Raw genomic sequence first — 14,987 nt, 5'->3', positions numbered from 1 at the left:
TGTATGTGGATAAATTTGTGTAAATTTATTCTTTATAAAACTTAATATTCGCTAATATAAAAAAGTGTAAATATCTCTTTTTTAGTTAAAAGTTTAACCCTCAATTAAAGTACATATTTACACTATTTCAGTGAAATTTTATATTATTTAAAATTAGATAAAGAAAATTCTTTAATCTTTTTAACCCCATTTAAACTTTCATTTGGTATACGAAATTCCAAATATCCAAAAGCTCCCTTTGCCTTAATATTCACTCTATGCATTTCAATATATGGTATTACTTCTACAGTTTTTATATTAGAATACTTAAAAAAAGTTCCAGTTGGAAAAATTATTCCTTCATTAGTCAATATAACATTGTTATTCTTTAAAAATATATTTTCTAAAATCGAATAAATTATTAAATACAAAACTCCTAATATACCTATATTCTCTAAAAAATACTCACTTATAGTAAAACTTTTTTCTGGAATTTCTCCTATAAATACTAAACATATAATAATAATTATTAAAGATAAATACTTAATAAATGAGTCTTTATTAATACTAAATTCACCTACCACTTCATTACTATATTTTATCCTTCTATTTCTAATAACTGTTCCTCTTAAGGTTCTAATTATTAAATCTAAAATCAATATACCAATACATATAAAACTAAAATTTTTATTCGTAAAATACCCACTAAATATAATTAAAACACCCAATACCCATATAACCCAAATTTCACTTATTTTATTTATCCTCATACCGCTCCCCCCCTTTCCTAATTATACCATTTTATTTTTTTATATAAAAAGCTTTTTCTATAGCTTCCTCAAAAGTTCCACGTAAAATAGGTTCTCCACAATCAACCATTAATTTGCCTTTAGCAAAAACCTTATCTATTGATAAATCACCTTTATTCACTATAACTAAATCTGCATCTTTATCTTTTTCTATTCTTCCTTTATTGCTTAACTTAAGTGCATCAGAAACATTAGATGTTATAACTTTAATTGCATCTTCTATATTTATATTTCCCTTATTAATAATCTTTTTTACTTCATCATAAAGGCTGTCTACACTACAAATCCCCAATCCTTCTAACTTTCCTGCTTCATTAAAAAGTGGCATACTTCCATTGCCATCTGAAGTAAAAGTTATTTGATTTACTTTAACACCATTATTCAATAAATACTCAAAAGCATCTGAAGCTATCATCTCACCTTTCTCTAAATGGTTTGGATCTGAACTTGTTGTAAGATCTATGTATCCACCTCTTTTGGCCCATTCAATACCGGCATCTAAAAGTTCTCTTGTTCTACTCATATGAGTTGGAATAACTTGTGTTGCTGGAATCTCTGATTCATCTAACATCTTAAATAAAAACTCTAATCTTCTTGCTCCACCTCCTAAATGAGCATTAACAACTCCAGCTTTTCCTGATAAAAGTCCACCAACTCTAGCTTGAGCAACTAAATTTATAAATTCATCAATTGTTGGTTGAGAACTTCTATTATCAGAAAGAGCAATTTCTCCAACCCCAATTACTTCATTGACAAGCATTAAGTCACCTTTAATGCTGTCTGTCATTGTTTTTACTGGAACTTCATAAGAACCAGTATAACAAGTAGCTGTTATTCCTTCTTCATTAAGTGATTTAACTTTAGCAATTAATGATCTCATATTTCTACATACTCCATCTGTTCCAATACATCCATTAACTGTTGTTATACCAGCTCTTGTTAAATTACTAAGCTGAAGTTCTGGTGTTCTTGTTTTAAAACCACCTTCACCGCCACCACCAATTAAATGTACATGAGCATCTATAAACCCCGGAAATAAATACTTGCCTTCTCCATCATAAACATCAATATTTACAAAATTTTTAGGTATAGAAACTTTATCATATATTCCTTCTATTTTATTGTTTACTATAACAATATCCTTCTTCCCTAACTTTTCTGGATTATACACTTCTATATTTTTTATAACTTTAATCATAAAATTATCACTCCTCATAAATTATATTTTTAGTTTTACCAATTTATAATTTATTAAAAATAAAAAAGTAGTTTTATTAAAATACTTAATTTTCTTTTTGTTTTAAAAATCATTATGCAACTCATATTTTATAATTTCTATATTTTTTTATAATACAAAAAGGGATAATCTAAATTAGATTATCCCTTAAATTTATAAAGTATTTTTATTTTTTTGAAAATATTAATTCATTTGAAATTGCAATATTATAAACATATGAGTTAGATACTTCGTCTATAAATTTTTCTTTTAATTTTTCATTTAAATTAATATTATTTAATTTATTATGATAATTCATAATGAAGGCTCTCATACTTTCTCCCTCATCTAATGAATCATATACATAATAATTTAAACCATCTTCTTCTATTTTATATGCTTCTTTTAACATAGCATATATAGTTCTGCCACCAAAAAGATCTGCTAAATATCTTGTATAAGCGTGTGCAACTAAAAGCTCTGGATTTTCTCTTCCAAGTTCATTAATCCTTTCTATATAAGCTTTTGTTGATGCAAGCATCTTCATTGACTTTACTTTTTCACCTAATAAAAATCTTAAATCTCTATATATTTGCTCAGAACGATATACTTCTTTAATAGCAAATTCTTTGACTATTTCATTATCTGAATATTTTTCTAAATTAAACTCTATAGTTTTATATACTTCATAAAGATTAAATAAATATTCTGAATAACTTTCTCTTGTAATATTTCCATCAAGTAAATCTCTTAAAAACCCTGTTTTTTCAGCAACATCATGTAATACGTCACTATTCTTTTTTATATCTTTCATAAAAGTATCCATGAAAAACAACCTCCTAACAATTTAAACTTTAAATTTATATTTAAACTATGCTTAATGTCTATCCCTAATATGGCTAAATCATATTACTTTAATATAAATTATTCAATTCTATTATTTTATTAAATTATTTAGAAATTACTGTTTATAGATGTTTTTCACTGAATTTCTTATATATTTCTTACAGTTACTCAACAATAATTGTTAATTAATAATTCGTTTACCTTGTGTTAATCATGGTGATTTTATGTTAAAAATTCGAATATATCACGATTCCAAATACAGCTGAAAGTATTATAGCTATAATTGGATGAACTTTCTTAGAAAATAATAAAACACCTATTATAAGAGTTATAATTACTGATTTTACATCCACATATGCATCCTTTGCTAAATCTAAAAACGCTTGTATTATTAATGCTATAAGTACAGGTCTCATAGCAAGTAATGCACCCTTTAAAATTTTAGACTCTTTAAATTTTTCCATAGCTTTTGATGCAATAGATACTAATATAAATGACATTGTAACAACACCTAATGTTGCTGCTATACTTCCTATAACTCCATAAACTTTAAATCCAACAAAAGTAGCTGAATTTATAGCTACTGGTCCTGGAGTCATTTGCGATATTCCAATTATATCCATAAATTGACTTCCATCTATCCATTTATGATTATATATTATTTCTCTTTGAATAAAAGGTATCATAGCATATCCGCCACCAAAACTCACAGCACCAATCTTTAAAAATACTAAATATAATTGTAAAGCTAAGTTCAAACTACTCCACCTTCTTTCTTAAAAATACGGCACCATATATAGCAGCTACTACTATTACTATTATTGGATTAATTTTAAATACTGTTAATGCCAATAATGCTAATACTAATATTATTCCATTTCTTAAATTACGATTTACTCCTTTAGCTAAACTTACTACTCCAGTTAAAACTAAAATTGGAACTGCTGCTGATATACCTTTAAAAGCAAGATTCACATAATAATTATGTCTAAATTGCATAAATAAAGTTGCTATTAAAAGTATGATTAAGAAAGATGGTAATGCTACTCCAAGTAATGCAACTACCCCTCCAATTACACCTGAAATTTTATAACCAATAAAAATAGAGCAATTTACAGCCATCGCACCTGGAAAGCTTTGTGATACAACTAGCATATCCATAAATTCCTCTTTAGATACCCAACCCTGTTTATTTACTACTTCCTCTTCAATTATAGGAATCATTGCATAACCGCCACCAAAGGTAAATGCTCCTATCTTAAAAAAAGCAATAAACATCTTTAAAATTTTATCCACAAAATTCCCTCCATAACCATTTAAATATACACATATTTTATCACACCTTATTATAATTATGAGTAAATAATCTATTTTAAAATATAAAAAAACGTGGACTTTCGTCCACGTTTAAATTTTGGGTAATTGTGTTATTTATTTTCAAAAAATCTTATTCTTGTTCTAAGATAATTTTTTTAGCAGTTAATATTGATGATGCACTCATTGAGAATTCATCTAATCCGTATTCTACTAATGTTGGTATAGCAGCTTCATCTCCTGCCATTTCTCCACACATTCCAACCCATTTACCATGTTTGTGTGCTCCATCTATAGTCATTTTTATTAATCTAAGTACAGCTGGATGCATTGGGTTGTAAAGGTATGATACCTTTTCACTCATTCTGTCTGCAGCTAATGTATATTGAATTAAGTCATTTGTTCCTATTGAGAAGAAATCAACTTCTTTTGCTAATTCATCAGCCATAACAGCAGCAGCTGGTATTTCTACCATGATACCCCATTGGATTGAATCTGAGAATTCTTTTCCTTCTGCTTTAAGTTCAGCTTTACACTCTTCAACAACTTCTCTAGCATCTCTGAATTCTTGAATTCCTGAAATCATTGGGAACATTACCGCAAGTTTTCCGTATACTGAAGCTCTAAGTAATGCTCTTAATTGAACCTTAAATAATTCTTTTCTATCTAAGCAAAGTCTAATTGCTCTATATCCTAAGAATGGGTTCATTTCTTCTGGTAATGGTAAGTATGGTAAAGTTTTATCTCCACCGATATCAAGTGTTCTTATAACAACTTGATTTCCATTCATTCTTTCTAAAACATATTTGTATGCTTCATATTGCTCTTCTTCTGTTGGAGCATTGTCTCTATCCATATATAAAAACTCAGTTCTGAATAGTCCGATTCCGTCTCCACCATTAGCTAGAACACCTTCAACGTCTTCTGCTTTTCCGATGTTTCCGCAAACTTCTATTCTTTTTCCTGATTTAGTTACTGTTTTAACTTCAATTAACTTCTTAAGTTCTTCTTGTTCCTTTAAGAAAGCTTCTCTTTTTGCTTCATATTCCTTAACTGTAGCTTCATCTGGATTTATAATAACAATTCCTTCAATACCATCAACGATTATTGAATCTCCAGTTTTAACTGAACTTGTTATATCTCCAAGACCAACAATTGCAGGAATTTCTAATGTTCTAGCCATGATAGCTGAGTGTGAAGTTCTTCCTCCGATGTTAGTTAAGAAAGCCACAACTTTACTTCTATCTAATTGAGCTGTGTCTGATGGAGTTAAATCTTCAGCAACAACTATAGTGTTTCCTTCAGTTATTGCAAATGCATCTCCACCTCTTCCAGCTAAATTTGAAATTATTCTTTTTGAAACGTCTTTTATATCAGCTGCTCTTTCTCTCATGTAAGCATCTTCCATTGATTCAAATATCATAACGAAAGTATTTGTTACATTTTCAACAGCTTTCATTGCATTTAAGCTATTATTTTCTATTTCCATAGCCATAGCGCCTGTAAATTCTGGGTCATCAAGTAAAGTGATATGTGCTTCAAACACAGCAGCTTTCTCTTCTCCCATTTCAACAGCAGCTTTAGCTTTGATTCCTTCTAACTGCTCCCTAGCAGCATCTAATGCTTTTTGTAGTTTTTCTTTTTCTGCGACTACATCTGCTATTTTCTCATCTGTTATTACTATCTCTTCATGCTCTTGTAAGAATACTTTTCCTATAGCGTATCCTTTTGAAGCAGCGATCCCTTTTTTCATAATAAAATCCTCCTTAATTATGTTACTTTTCTGAAAATTAAGTACATAAAAAAAACTGTTATTTAATAACTAGTTTCGTGATAACTTTTACAATGTTAAGTACAACCTTTAATAATTATACCATAATTATTTGACTTGTTAAGAGTTAATATAGTTTTTTTTGTCGTTTAATACGATATTTTTTCTATTTTTTATTGTAAATAATTACATTTTATTCTTTATTTTATATTTTATACATTTTTATTTTATTTTTTAAATTAATGCAATATTTAAAAAATATATTCTTTATTTCTTTTTTATGTATTAATTATAGCTTATTTTTATTTTCATATTTATTATATTTTTCTCAATTTAATATTTTTAATGTAAAAATTTTGATACAAATCAATAAATATTTTCCTAAAAAATTTAAAAGGCATATAATAAATTTTTATTATATGCCTTAGTTTAAATTAATTTACTTTATTTTGTTTTTTCTCATATCTATCATATAGAATCAATGCGATTCCTCCAAATACTATTGGCCCTGCTACTTGGAATATTGTAGCTACATAATCCTTTGATTCTATAATAGGTTGTATTATAGTAAATATATTTGCAAATGTTATTGTCGCAACAACTATTATTGTCCATATAGTAGTTGACTTATGACTTTTAAAAACTTCAAAAGGCTTTTCTATTTCTTTCTTCTTCTTAAATTGTATAAATGCTAATGCTATAAATGCATAAGGTATTGTCATTGCAACATTTCCCATAAGTATTAAATAATTTAAGAATTTAGAAACTGACTTACCACCAAAAGATGTAATTAATATTATTGCAATTACTATGGCACATTGAATTATCATAGCGTTCTTTGGCATATTATTTTTATCAAGCTTAACCCATGATTTTGGCCATATTCCTTCTGGAGTTCCTTCTATAAGTTGTTTAAGTGGTGAATATATAATTGTAAAGAATGCTCCCATTAAAGCTAGGAACATTGAAAGTCCTATAAATCTTGCAAATATACTATATAGTAAATGACATGTTGATAATGATAAATTTAGTGCTTGTCCTAATGCATATCCTAAATTACCCATTACTATATATGCCACATTTGCCATATTAACTGTTGTATCATTTAAAGTTATATTCCAATTAGTAAAAAATCCTACACATAAAATTTCTACTGAATATGCTGTTGCAATAACAATAGCTGAAATTTTTATTCCTTTAGGAAAAGTTCTCTTAGCATCTTTAGTTTGGTCAACTAATCCCCCGATAACCTCAATACCACCATAAGCAAATATTGCAAAAACTAGAAATCCTAAAACTCCTATTGGTGATTGATAGACTGGATTAGGAGATGATACAAAAGCCTGTGGTGTAATTGGTTGTGCAACTTTAAATCCATTCAATGCTAATATTACTATTGAAATAATAAATAATAATACATTAGCAAATGCTGAAAAAGCACCTCCAACAGATGTAACTTTTGCTATTTTATTTAATCCCTTTGATGCAGTAAGTGTAATTACAAGTAATAAGATAACTGCGAATAATGCCATTGTTTTTGGTGCACTTAATCCAAATATAGATAATGTTGAAGTTCTATCTATACCGAACACCAAATTTGATAAAGGAACCCATATTGATGATGAAACTGAAACCATCCATATTACATTTGATGCATACCACATAAATGTAACAATAAACGCATATTTAGGTCCAACAGATCTATCCATCCATGAATAAATTCCACCCTTTTCTTTTCTAAATGCAGCACCATACTCTGCCATCATAAATGCATATGGTATAAAGAACGTTACTGCTGATAATATGTACCAAGGAATTGCAGCATATCCCATAAGGTAATATGCTCTAGCTATATTTGTAAACCCAAAAACTGATGTGAATATCATTAATATCAATGATACTAGTGTTAATTTTTTACCATTACCTTCGCTCATAATTATTCCCCCAATTTATATATAATAATTTGAAATCGTATCCTATTTTATATTTAAACATAAAATATTAATAATTTTTCAAGCTTCTTTGAATGTTTATTTTCAATACACTTTAATTTCATTAAATTTAAATTTTCTTAATAAAATAAAAATTTAATGAAATAACATAAAATTTTATCAAAATATTATTAAATTAATGTATTAATTTTTAATAATCAAAAAGAAGTAATTACATTAAAATTATTTTAACGTAACTACTTCTTTTATTGATAATTAATCAAATTTTATAAGTTGCAAAATAGTATTTTTGGGTTACAAAAATAACTATCATTTATAAATATAATTTTTATATTATAAATGATTATTTTTATGTAACTACTTTTATATTTTTAGAACAAATATTTTTATACTATTTATATAAGTAAAAAAATTTCACAGATTTCAGTGTTATTAACAGTAAAAACTATTATTCTTGTGGATAACTTGTTTATTCCTGTGACTATTTTTTATTTAAAACATTTATAATTAAAATAAAAAGAAACTAACGCTATAAATACTAACGTAGTTTCTTTTATAAACTTAAAATATATTTTATAAATCATCAATAAGTGTTGCTGCCTTTGCATATGCAGTTGATTTTGCCTCAAAGAAATCAGTTTTAACTGAATTTGCATTCGCTTGTCTATCAACCCATTCTGCTGGATTTTCATCATATCCATCATATAATTTAGGAAGTCCAATTGCAGTTAATCTCATGTTGCCTAAATATTTTATATAACTTTCAATAAGATTTTTATTTATACCTTGAATATTATCTCCTATTACATAATGTCCCCAAGCTATTTCATTTTCTACACCTATTCTCATCATTTCAACTAACTCTTCTTTAAGTTCTTTTGTAAATATTTCTGGCTCTTCCTTTTGAAGTTCTCTTATAATATTTCTAAACAACCAAAGATGAGTATTTTCATCTCTATTTATATATCTTATTTCTTGAGCTGAACCTGGCATCTTTCCGTTTCTTTCTAAGTTATAGAAGAACATAAATCCTGAGTAAAAATATACTCCTTCTAATATATAGTTAGCCATTATTGTTCTTAATAAATTATATTTTGTTGGTTCATTTAAAAATTTATTATATTGATCTCCAATAAACTTATTTCTTTCAAGAAGTATTTTATCATCTTTCCATTGATATAATATTTCATTTCTTTTCTCTGGTGAACATATAGTATCTAGCATATAACTATAACTTTGTGAATGAACAGCTTCTTGGAAAGCTTGAATAGTTAAACAAAGATTAACTTCACTAGCAGTTATATAGTTATTTATATTAGAAAGATTTGCTGTTTGAATTGAGTCTAAAAATATTAAAAATGATAATATTTTATCATAAGCAGTTCTCTCTTCTTCTGTTAACTTCTTATAATCTTTTAAGTCTTGTGCTAAATTTATTTCTTCTGGAATCCAAAAATTATTCATACCTTGTCTGTACCAATCTGATACCCAAGTATACTTCATATTATTAAAATCATTAAGATTTGTAGTATTGCCATTTATCATTTTCTTTTTTGAAGTTTCTGTATCTCCAAATTCATTAAATAATGGCTTTTTATTTATATCAAACATTTAGTATTACCCTCCTAAAATTCTATGCAGAACAACTTTCACAATCTGATACTTCAAGTGATTTACTTCTTACATAATATATTGATTTAACTCCTGCCTTACATGCACTTATATAAAGGTTCATTATTTGTCTCATTGTATAATTAGTTGTTATATAAAGATTAAATGATTGACCTTGGTCTATATGTCTTTGTCTTACACCATTCATCTCTATGCACCACTTTTGGTCTATATTATAAGCTGAATTATAATACCAATAAGTATCTTCTGAAAGATTTGGTGCAGTCTTTGGAACTATACTTCCCTTTTTCTCCTCAAGCCAGAATCTTGATATTACAGGATCTACTCCTTCTGAAGTTCCAGCCAAAGTTGCAGTTGAACCATTTGGTGCTATTGCCATAAGATATCCATTTCTCATACCATAAGTATTTATTTCTTCTCTTAGTCTATTCCACTTGTCTGAAGTATATCCTCTTAGCTTAAAGTAATCTCCATTATCCCAATCTGAACCTTCAAATTCACTATATCTTCCTTTTTCTTTTGCTATCTTCATACTAGCTTTTATAGCATAATAATTTATATTTTCATAAACTTTATCGGCAAACTCTCTATGTTCTTCAGCAGTAAAATGAACACTATTATTTGCAAGCATATGATGGTAACCTGATGTTCCAAGTCCTACCCCTCTATACTTTTTATTTGTTATTTCTGCATAAGGCACTGAATAATAATTTAAATCAATAACATTATCCATAGCTCTTATTTGTGTTTCAACAACATATTCTATCTCTTCTTCTCTTGTAACATCAACATTTCCAAGTACTATTGATGAAAGATTACATACAACGAAGTCTCCTGATTTAGTTTTTTCAACTACAATTTTTTCTCCATTTTCATCAGTTATCTCTGATTGTCTTATATCCATAGCACTCATGTTTTGCATTATTTCTGTACAAAGATTTGATGAATATATCATTCCTTTATGCTTGTTTGGATTCATTTTATTTGCTGCATCTCTAAAAAATGCAAATGGTGTTCCAGTTTCAGCAGCACTTTTTATTATTAAACGTACAATATCCTTAATTTTCATTATACGTTTATCTATTCTATCATCATGAACGCAGTCATAATATCTTTCTTCCCATTCTTCCCCATAAAAATCTTCTAAAGAATATCCTTTAACCTGTTTTATCTCATGAGGGCACATCATGTACCAATTAGCATCTATATCTTCCTCTGCAAGTCTCCAAAAAAGATTTGGATAACAAAGCGCTGGAAATATATCATGAGCTTTTTTTCTATCGTCTCCATTATTAGTTCTTACTTGTAAAAATTCTGGTATATCTTTATGCCAAGCATCAAGCCATATAGCAACTGATCCATTTCTAACGCCAAGCTGATCCACCGCAATTGCTGTGTCATTAAATAGTTTAACCCAAGGTATTACTCCGCCTGATGCTCCTTTAAATCCTCTAATAGGTGAACCAAGAGCTCTTATTTTACCTATATAAATTCCCATTCCACCACCGAATTTTGAAACTTCTGAGAAATTATCTAATGACTTATATATACCTTTTAAACTATCATTTACAGTATCTATAAAACATGAACTTAATTGATAAAAAGGCTTTCTTGCATTTGCCATTGTTGGAGTTGCCATTGTTGCTTTTAATGAACTTAAAACATCATAGAATCTTTTTGCCCAATATATTCTATTTTCTTGTTTTTCTGGTATCGCTAAGTGCATAGCTATTCCCATAAACATTTGTTGTGGTAACTCTAATACTTTTCTATTAAAATTTTCTATTAAATATCTTTCGCTTAATAACTTGATTCCGCTATAAGTAAAAAGAAAATCCCTCTCTGGCTTAATTTCTCTTTCTAATTCGTATATATCTTCTTTTGAATAATTTTCAAGTATATACTTACCATATAACTTTTCTTCCGTTAACTTTTTTATAAACTCATATAAATTATTATATGGATTTTCATTATCTTTTAAATCTCTATTATTTTTCACTTCATCATAAAGTCTATGAACATATAATCTTGAAGCTACATTTTGCCAATCTGGTTCCATATCTGTAGTAAGCTCTAAAGATACTTGAATTAATGAGTTTCTTATCTCACTATAATCCATATTAGGTCTTATTATTAAATTTAATTTTTCTTCCAATCTTTCTATTGTATATATATCCGCTCTATCGTTAATTGATTTTAATCCTATCTCACAAAGTTCACGTATCATCTCCACTAGACTTCCCTCCAACTATATATAGTGTATGTATATTGTATTTTTTCCAAACCAACACAATATATTGACTAATATATTATAGTTTTTATAATTGAATGTGTAAAATTTTATAAAGGTTACTATACTCTTATATTACCTCTTTTTATTTAATAATCTTTAAAATTCTCACTATTTTAATAACCTTTATCCTTTGACAATACAAACTATTAAATATTAATTATTTAACTAACAATATAAAAAAGACCCATAAAATATGGATCTTTTTTAACTACTTTAATTTTTCTTCCCATTCAGCTTCTTTAAAGCCAACTAAAACTTTATCTTCACCTATTACCAATGGTCTTTTCACCATCATGCCATCTTCTGATAATATATCTAAAAGTTCATCTTCTGATAAAACTTTTACTTTATCTTTCATTCCCTTTTCTCTATATAAAACACCACTTGTATTAAAGAATTTTTTTATATCTAAGTTACTTTTTTCAAGCCATTCCTTTAATTCTTTTTTACTTGGATTATTAAGTTTTATATCTCTATCTTCAAAATCTATCTTATTTTCTTCTAACCATTTTTTAGCTCTTCTACAAGTTGTGCATTTTGGGTATTCAACAAATAAATATCTCATATTATCTCTCCTCTAAATCAATATTACTTAATATTAATTATTACTATACCACATATTTTAATTAATCTCATCTATTTTTATATTATCATTTTCTTCAAATGGCAAGAAAACATATATTTTGAATAAGTCACCGTCTCTTTTTATTCTAGTTACACCATTATGAAGTTCTACTATACTTTTTGTTATAGCAAGACCAAGTCCTGATCCTTCAACAGCTGATGTTCTTGATTTATCTCCTCTTGCAAATCTTTCAAACATCTCTGTCTCATCAAATTCCATTTCATAATTTGCTACGTTTTTAAATGAAATTAATACTCCATTTTCCTCTTTGATTATTGAAGCATATACTCTTGTTTCTTTAAGAGAATATTTAAGTGCATTTATTACTATATTTTCAATAACCCTTGAAATCATTATTCCATCTAAATCCATTATTATTTCGTCTTCTTCGCAATCTACTTTAAATTCAATTTTTTTATCTTCATATAATGATGAATATTCACCAATAACTTGATAAATTAATGATACTATATCTATCTTTTCTTTTTTAAGTTGTATCTTTCCGGAATTTATTTTTGATACTTCAAATAAATCCTCTATAAGTGATTTTAATTTATTTGATTTTTTCTCTAATATTTTTAAGTAATCTTTTCTTTCTTCATCAGATATTCTATCATCTTGAAGAATATTAACATAATTTATTATTGATGTTAATGGAGTCTTTAAATCATGTGATACATTTGATATAAGCTCTGTTTTTAACCTTTCATTTTGAAGGGCCTCTTCAACAGCTATATTATATCCATCTTTCATTTTGTTTATGTTATCAATTAATTCTTTTGTTTCTACTCCACCCATCTCTTTTATTGTATGTTCAAAGTTACCATCATTTATTATTTTAAGGTCATCTTTAACCATTCCAATTTCTATATTTGTCTTTATTGAATATAACAATACTATCATTTGTAATGCTATAAGCAAGAAACTACCTTTGAATGGATATGCTGCAAAGAAGTTTACTATAATATTCTTCTCAGTTCCTCCAATAGCTAAAAGATATAAATAAACTATATAAAAAATTATACTTATAACTATAGCAGTAATTAATGTTCTTCTAGGTCCCTTATATTTAAATACATGTTTAAATACATATATTATATCTTTTATTATGTTACCCCTTATTACTACTTTTCCCTTTTTGCTTAAAAATACATATAATATTTTAAATATTAAGAATATGTCTATAATAAACATTATTACAAATAAAATAAATTCTTTTGTATATGAATTTATTTTGTTTACATATTTAATTTCACTTGTATAATATATCTCTTCAAAATTCTTAAGTATTTTCCCTGAATATTCTGGTATATTATCATCAGGATTATTAATTAAATCATTAAATACATTAACATTATTACAACTATATGTAATTATATGATCACCCTTATATTTTTCTTCAATAACTTTATAAAGACTATCCCCTTGAACTTTTTTTACTCCTTCAAAAAAAGGGTCATTTGTAAAAATATCATCATTATATTTATTTCTTATTACAAAATAAATTCCTTCTGGCAAACCATTTCCTGAATTATCTTTTGAATAAAAACTGTTATTGAAAATTTCTTTTCTTATTTCATCTTTTTGTTGTTCTGTAGAATATAGTAGCTTCTTCAAGCCATCAGTTCTATCATATATATCCTTACTTAGAGCCTTACTATCTATTTTCAATGAGTTTTTGCAAAATGTACTTCTATCAAAAACGGCCTCTATAACACCAGTACCTGCTTTAGTATTTGGACTATTTCTATATTTTATTAATGAGTCCATACATATTCCTGTTATTACTAGCACTAATAATATTTCTATAAGCCATACATTATTAAAGTACTTTTTAACTTTATTTCTCAATCTTATATCCAATTCCCCATACCACCTTTATATATTCTGGGTCCTTTGTATTAATTTCAATTTTTTCTCTTATTCTTCTAATATGAACTGTTACTGTATTTTCACTTTTATAAAAAGGCTCTTCCCAAACTTTTTCATAAATTTCTTTTATTGAAAAAACTCTTCCAAGATTTGATGCTAAAAGTACAAGTATCTTATATTCTGTTGCTGTAACTTTAATCTCTTCATCTCTGACTTTAACACTTTTAGCTATAGTATCTATTTCTAAATCTTTTACCTTTATAAAGTCTTTATTATCAACTGACAATGGGTTCTCATATCTTCTAAGCTGTGATTTTACTCTTGCTACTAACTCTAAATGATTAAATGGCTTTGTTATATAATCATCTGCTCCTACATTTAAACCTAATATTTTATCTGAATCTTCGCCTTTAGCTGAAAGCATTATTATAGGAATATTATTATTTTCTCTAATTTTTAAACAAGTCTTTATTCCATCTAGTTTAGGCATCATTATGTCAAGAATTATCAAATGTACATTCTTTTCTTCTAAAATTTCCAATGCTTCAATACCATTGCTCGCATTAAATACACTTAAGTTTTCTCCTCTTAAATAAATATTTATTGCATCTCTTATTTCTTTTTCATCATCTACTACTAAGATATTATACATAATTGTAATGACACTCCTTCCCTATA

At 27.0% G+C, this 14,987-nt stretch carries 12 protein-coding genes; all 12 read right to left on the bottom strand.

Annotation, left to right across the window (positions count from 1 at the left end):
• Positions 1 to 143: 143 nt before the first annotated feature.
• On the bottom strand, positions 144 to 749 hold the full coding sequence (locus O212_RS0113600) for a hypothetical protein (RefSeq protein WP_024615647.1): 606 nt from the start codon (positions 747 to 749) through the stop codon (positions 144 to 146).
• Between the two features lie 31 nt (positions 750 to 780).
• Positions 781 to 1,986 (bottom strand): beta-aspartyl-peptidase, encoded by a 1,206-nt coding sequence (gene iadA, locus O212_RS0113595; protein WP_024615646.1) that lies wholly within the window; start codon positions 1,984 to 1,986, stop codon positions 781 to 783.
• 205 nt (positions 1,987 to 2,191) lie between these two features.
• On the bottom strand, positions 2,192 to 2,830 hold the full coding sequence (locus tag O212_RS0113590; RefSeq protein ID WP_024615645.1) for a biliverdin-producing heme oxygenase: 639 nt from the start codon (positions 2,828 to 2,830) through the stop codon (positions 2,192 to 2,194).
• Between the two features lie 247 nt (positions 2,831 to 3,077).
• Complete coding sequence (locus tag O212_RS0113585) at positions 3,078 to 3,608, bottom strand: chromate transporter (protein ID WP_024615644.1); 531 nt, start codon at positions 3,606 to 3,608, stop codon at positions 3,078 to 3,080.
• 1 nt (position 3,609) lies between these two features.
• Positions 3,610 to 4,146: a chromate transporter gene (locus O212_RS0113580; protein ID WP_024615643.1), complete on the bottom strand. Its 537-nt coding sequence runs from the start codon at positions 4,144 to 4,146 to the stop codon at positions 3,610 to 3,612.
• Positions 4,147 to 4,297: 151 nt separating this feature from the next.
• Complete coding sequence (gene ptsP, locus O212_RS0113575; RefSeq protein WP_024615642.1) at positions 4,298 to 5,917, bottom strand: phosphoenolpyruvate--protein phosphotransferase; 1,620 nt, start codon at positions 5,915 to 5,917, stop codon at positions 4,298 to 4,300.
• A 452-nt stretch (positions 5,918 to 6,369) separates the two neighbouring features.
• A complete protein-coding gene (gene yjeM / locus O212_RS0113570) occupies positions 6,370 to 7,869 on the bottom strand; it encodes a glutamate/gamma-aminobutyrate family transporter YjeM (protein ID WP_024615641.1) in 1,500 nt (499 codons plus the stop codon).
• A 591-nt stretch (positions 7,870 to 8,460) separates the two neighbouring features.
• Positions 8,461 to 9,498, bottom strand: coding sequence for a ribonucleotide-diphosphate reductase subunit beta (locus tag O212_RS0113565; RefSeq protein ID WP_024615640.1), 1,038 nt, complete (start codon positions 9,496 to 9,498; stop codon positions 8,461 to 8,463).
• Positions 9,499 to 9,520: 22 nt separating this feature from the next.
• Positions 9,521 to 11,746: a ribonucleoside-diphosphate reductase subunit alpha gene (locus tag O212_RS0113560; RefSeq protein WP_029699410.1), complete on the bottom strand. Its 2,226-nt coding sequence runs from the start codon at positions 11,744 to 11,746 to the stop codon at positions 9,521 to 9,523.
• 274 nt (positions 11,747 to 12,020) lie between these two features.
• Complete coding sequence (locus O212_RS0113555; RefSeq protein ID WP_024615638.1) at positions 12,021 to 12,377, bottom strand: arsenate reductase family protein; 357 nt, start codon at positions 12,375 to 12,377, stop codon at positions 12,021 to 12,023.
• 57 nt (positions 12,378 to 12,434) lie between these two features.
• Positions 12,435 to 14,300, bottom strand: a complete 1,866-nt coding sequence (locus O212_RS16975) for a histidine kinase dimerization/phospho-acceptor domain-containing protein (protein ID WP_024615637.1) — start codon at positions 14,298 to 14,300, stop codon at positions 12,435 to 12,437.
• Positions 14,278 to 14,961 carry a response regulator transcription factor gene (locus O212_RS0113545; RefSeq protein ID WP_024615636.1) on the bottom strand — a complete coding sequence of 228 codons (684 nt, stop codon included), beginning with the start codon at positions 14,959 to 14,961 and terminating at the stop codon, positions 14,278 to 14,280. Before O212_RS0113545 ends, O212_RS16975 begins: the two co-directional genes overlap by 23 nt.
• Positions 14,962 to 14,987 lie beyond the last annotated feature (26 nt).

This window comes from Clostridium sp. Ade.TY, from assembly GCF_000498355.1.
Taxonomy (GTDB): domain Bacteria; phylum Bacillota; class Clostridia; order Clostridiales; family Clostridiaceae; genus Clostridium.
Note: the sequence above shows the minus strand (reverse complement) of the source record. Positions and strands in the feature narration are given on the sequence as shown.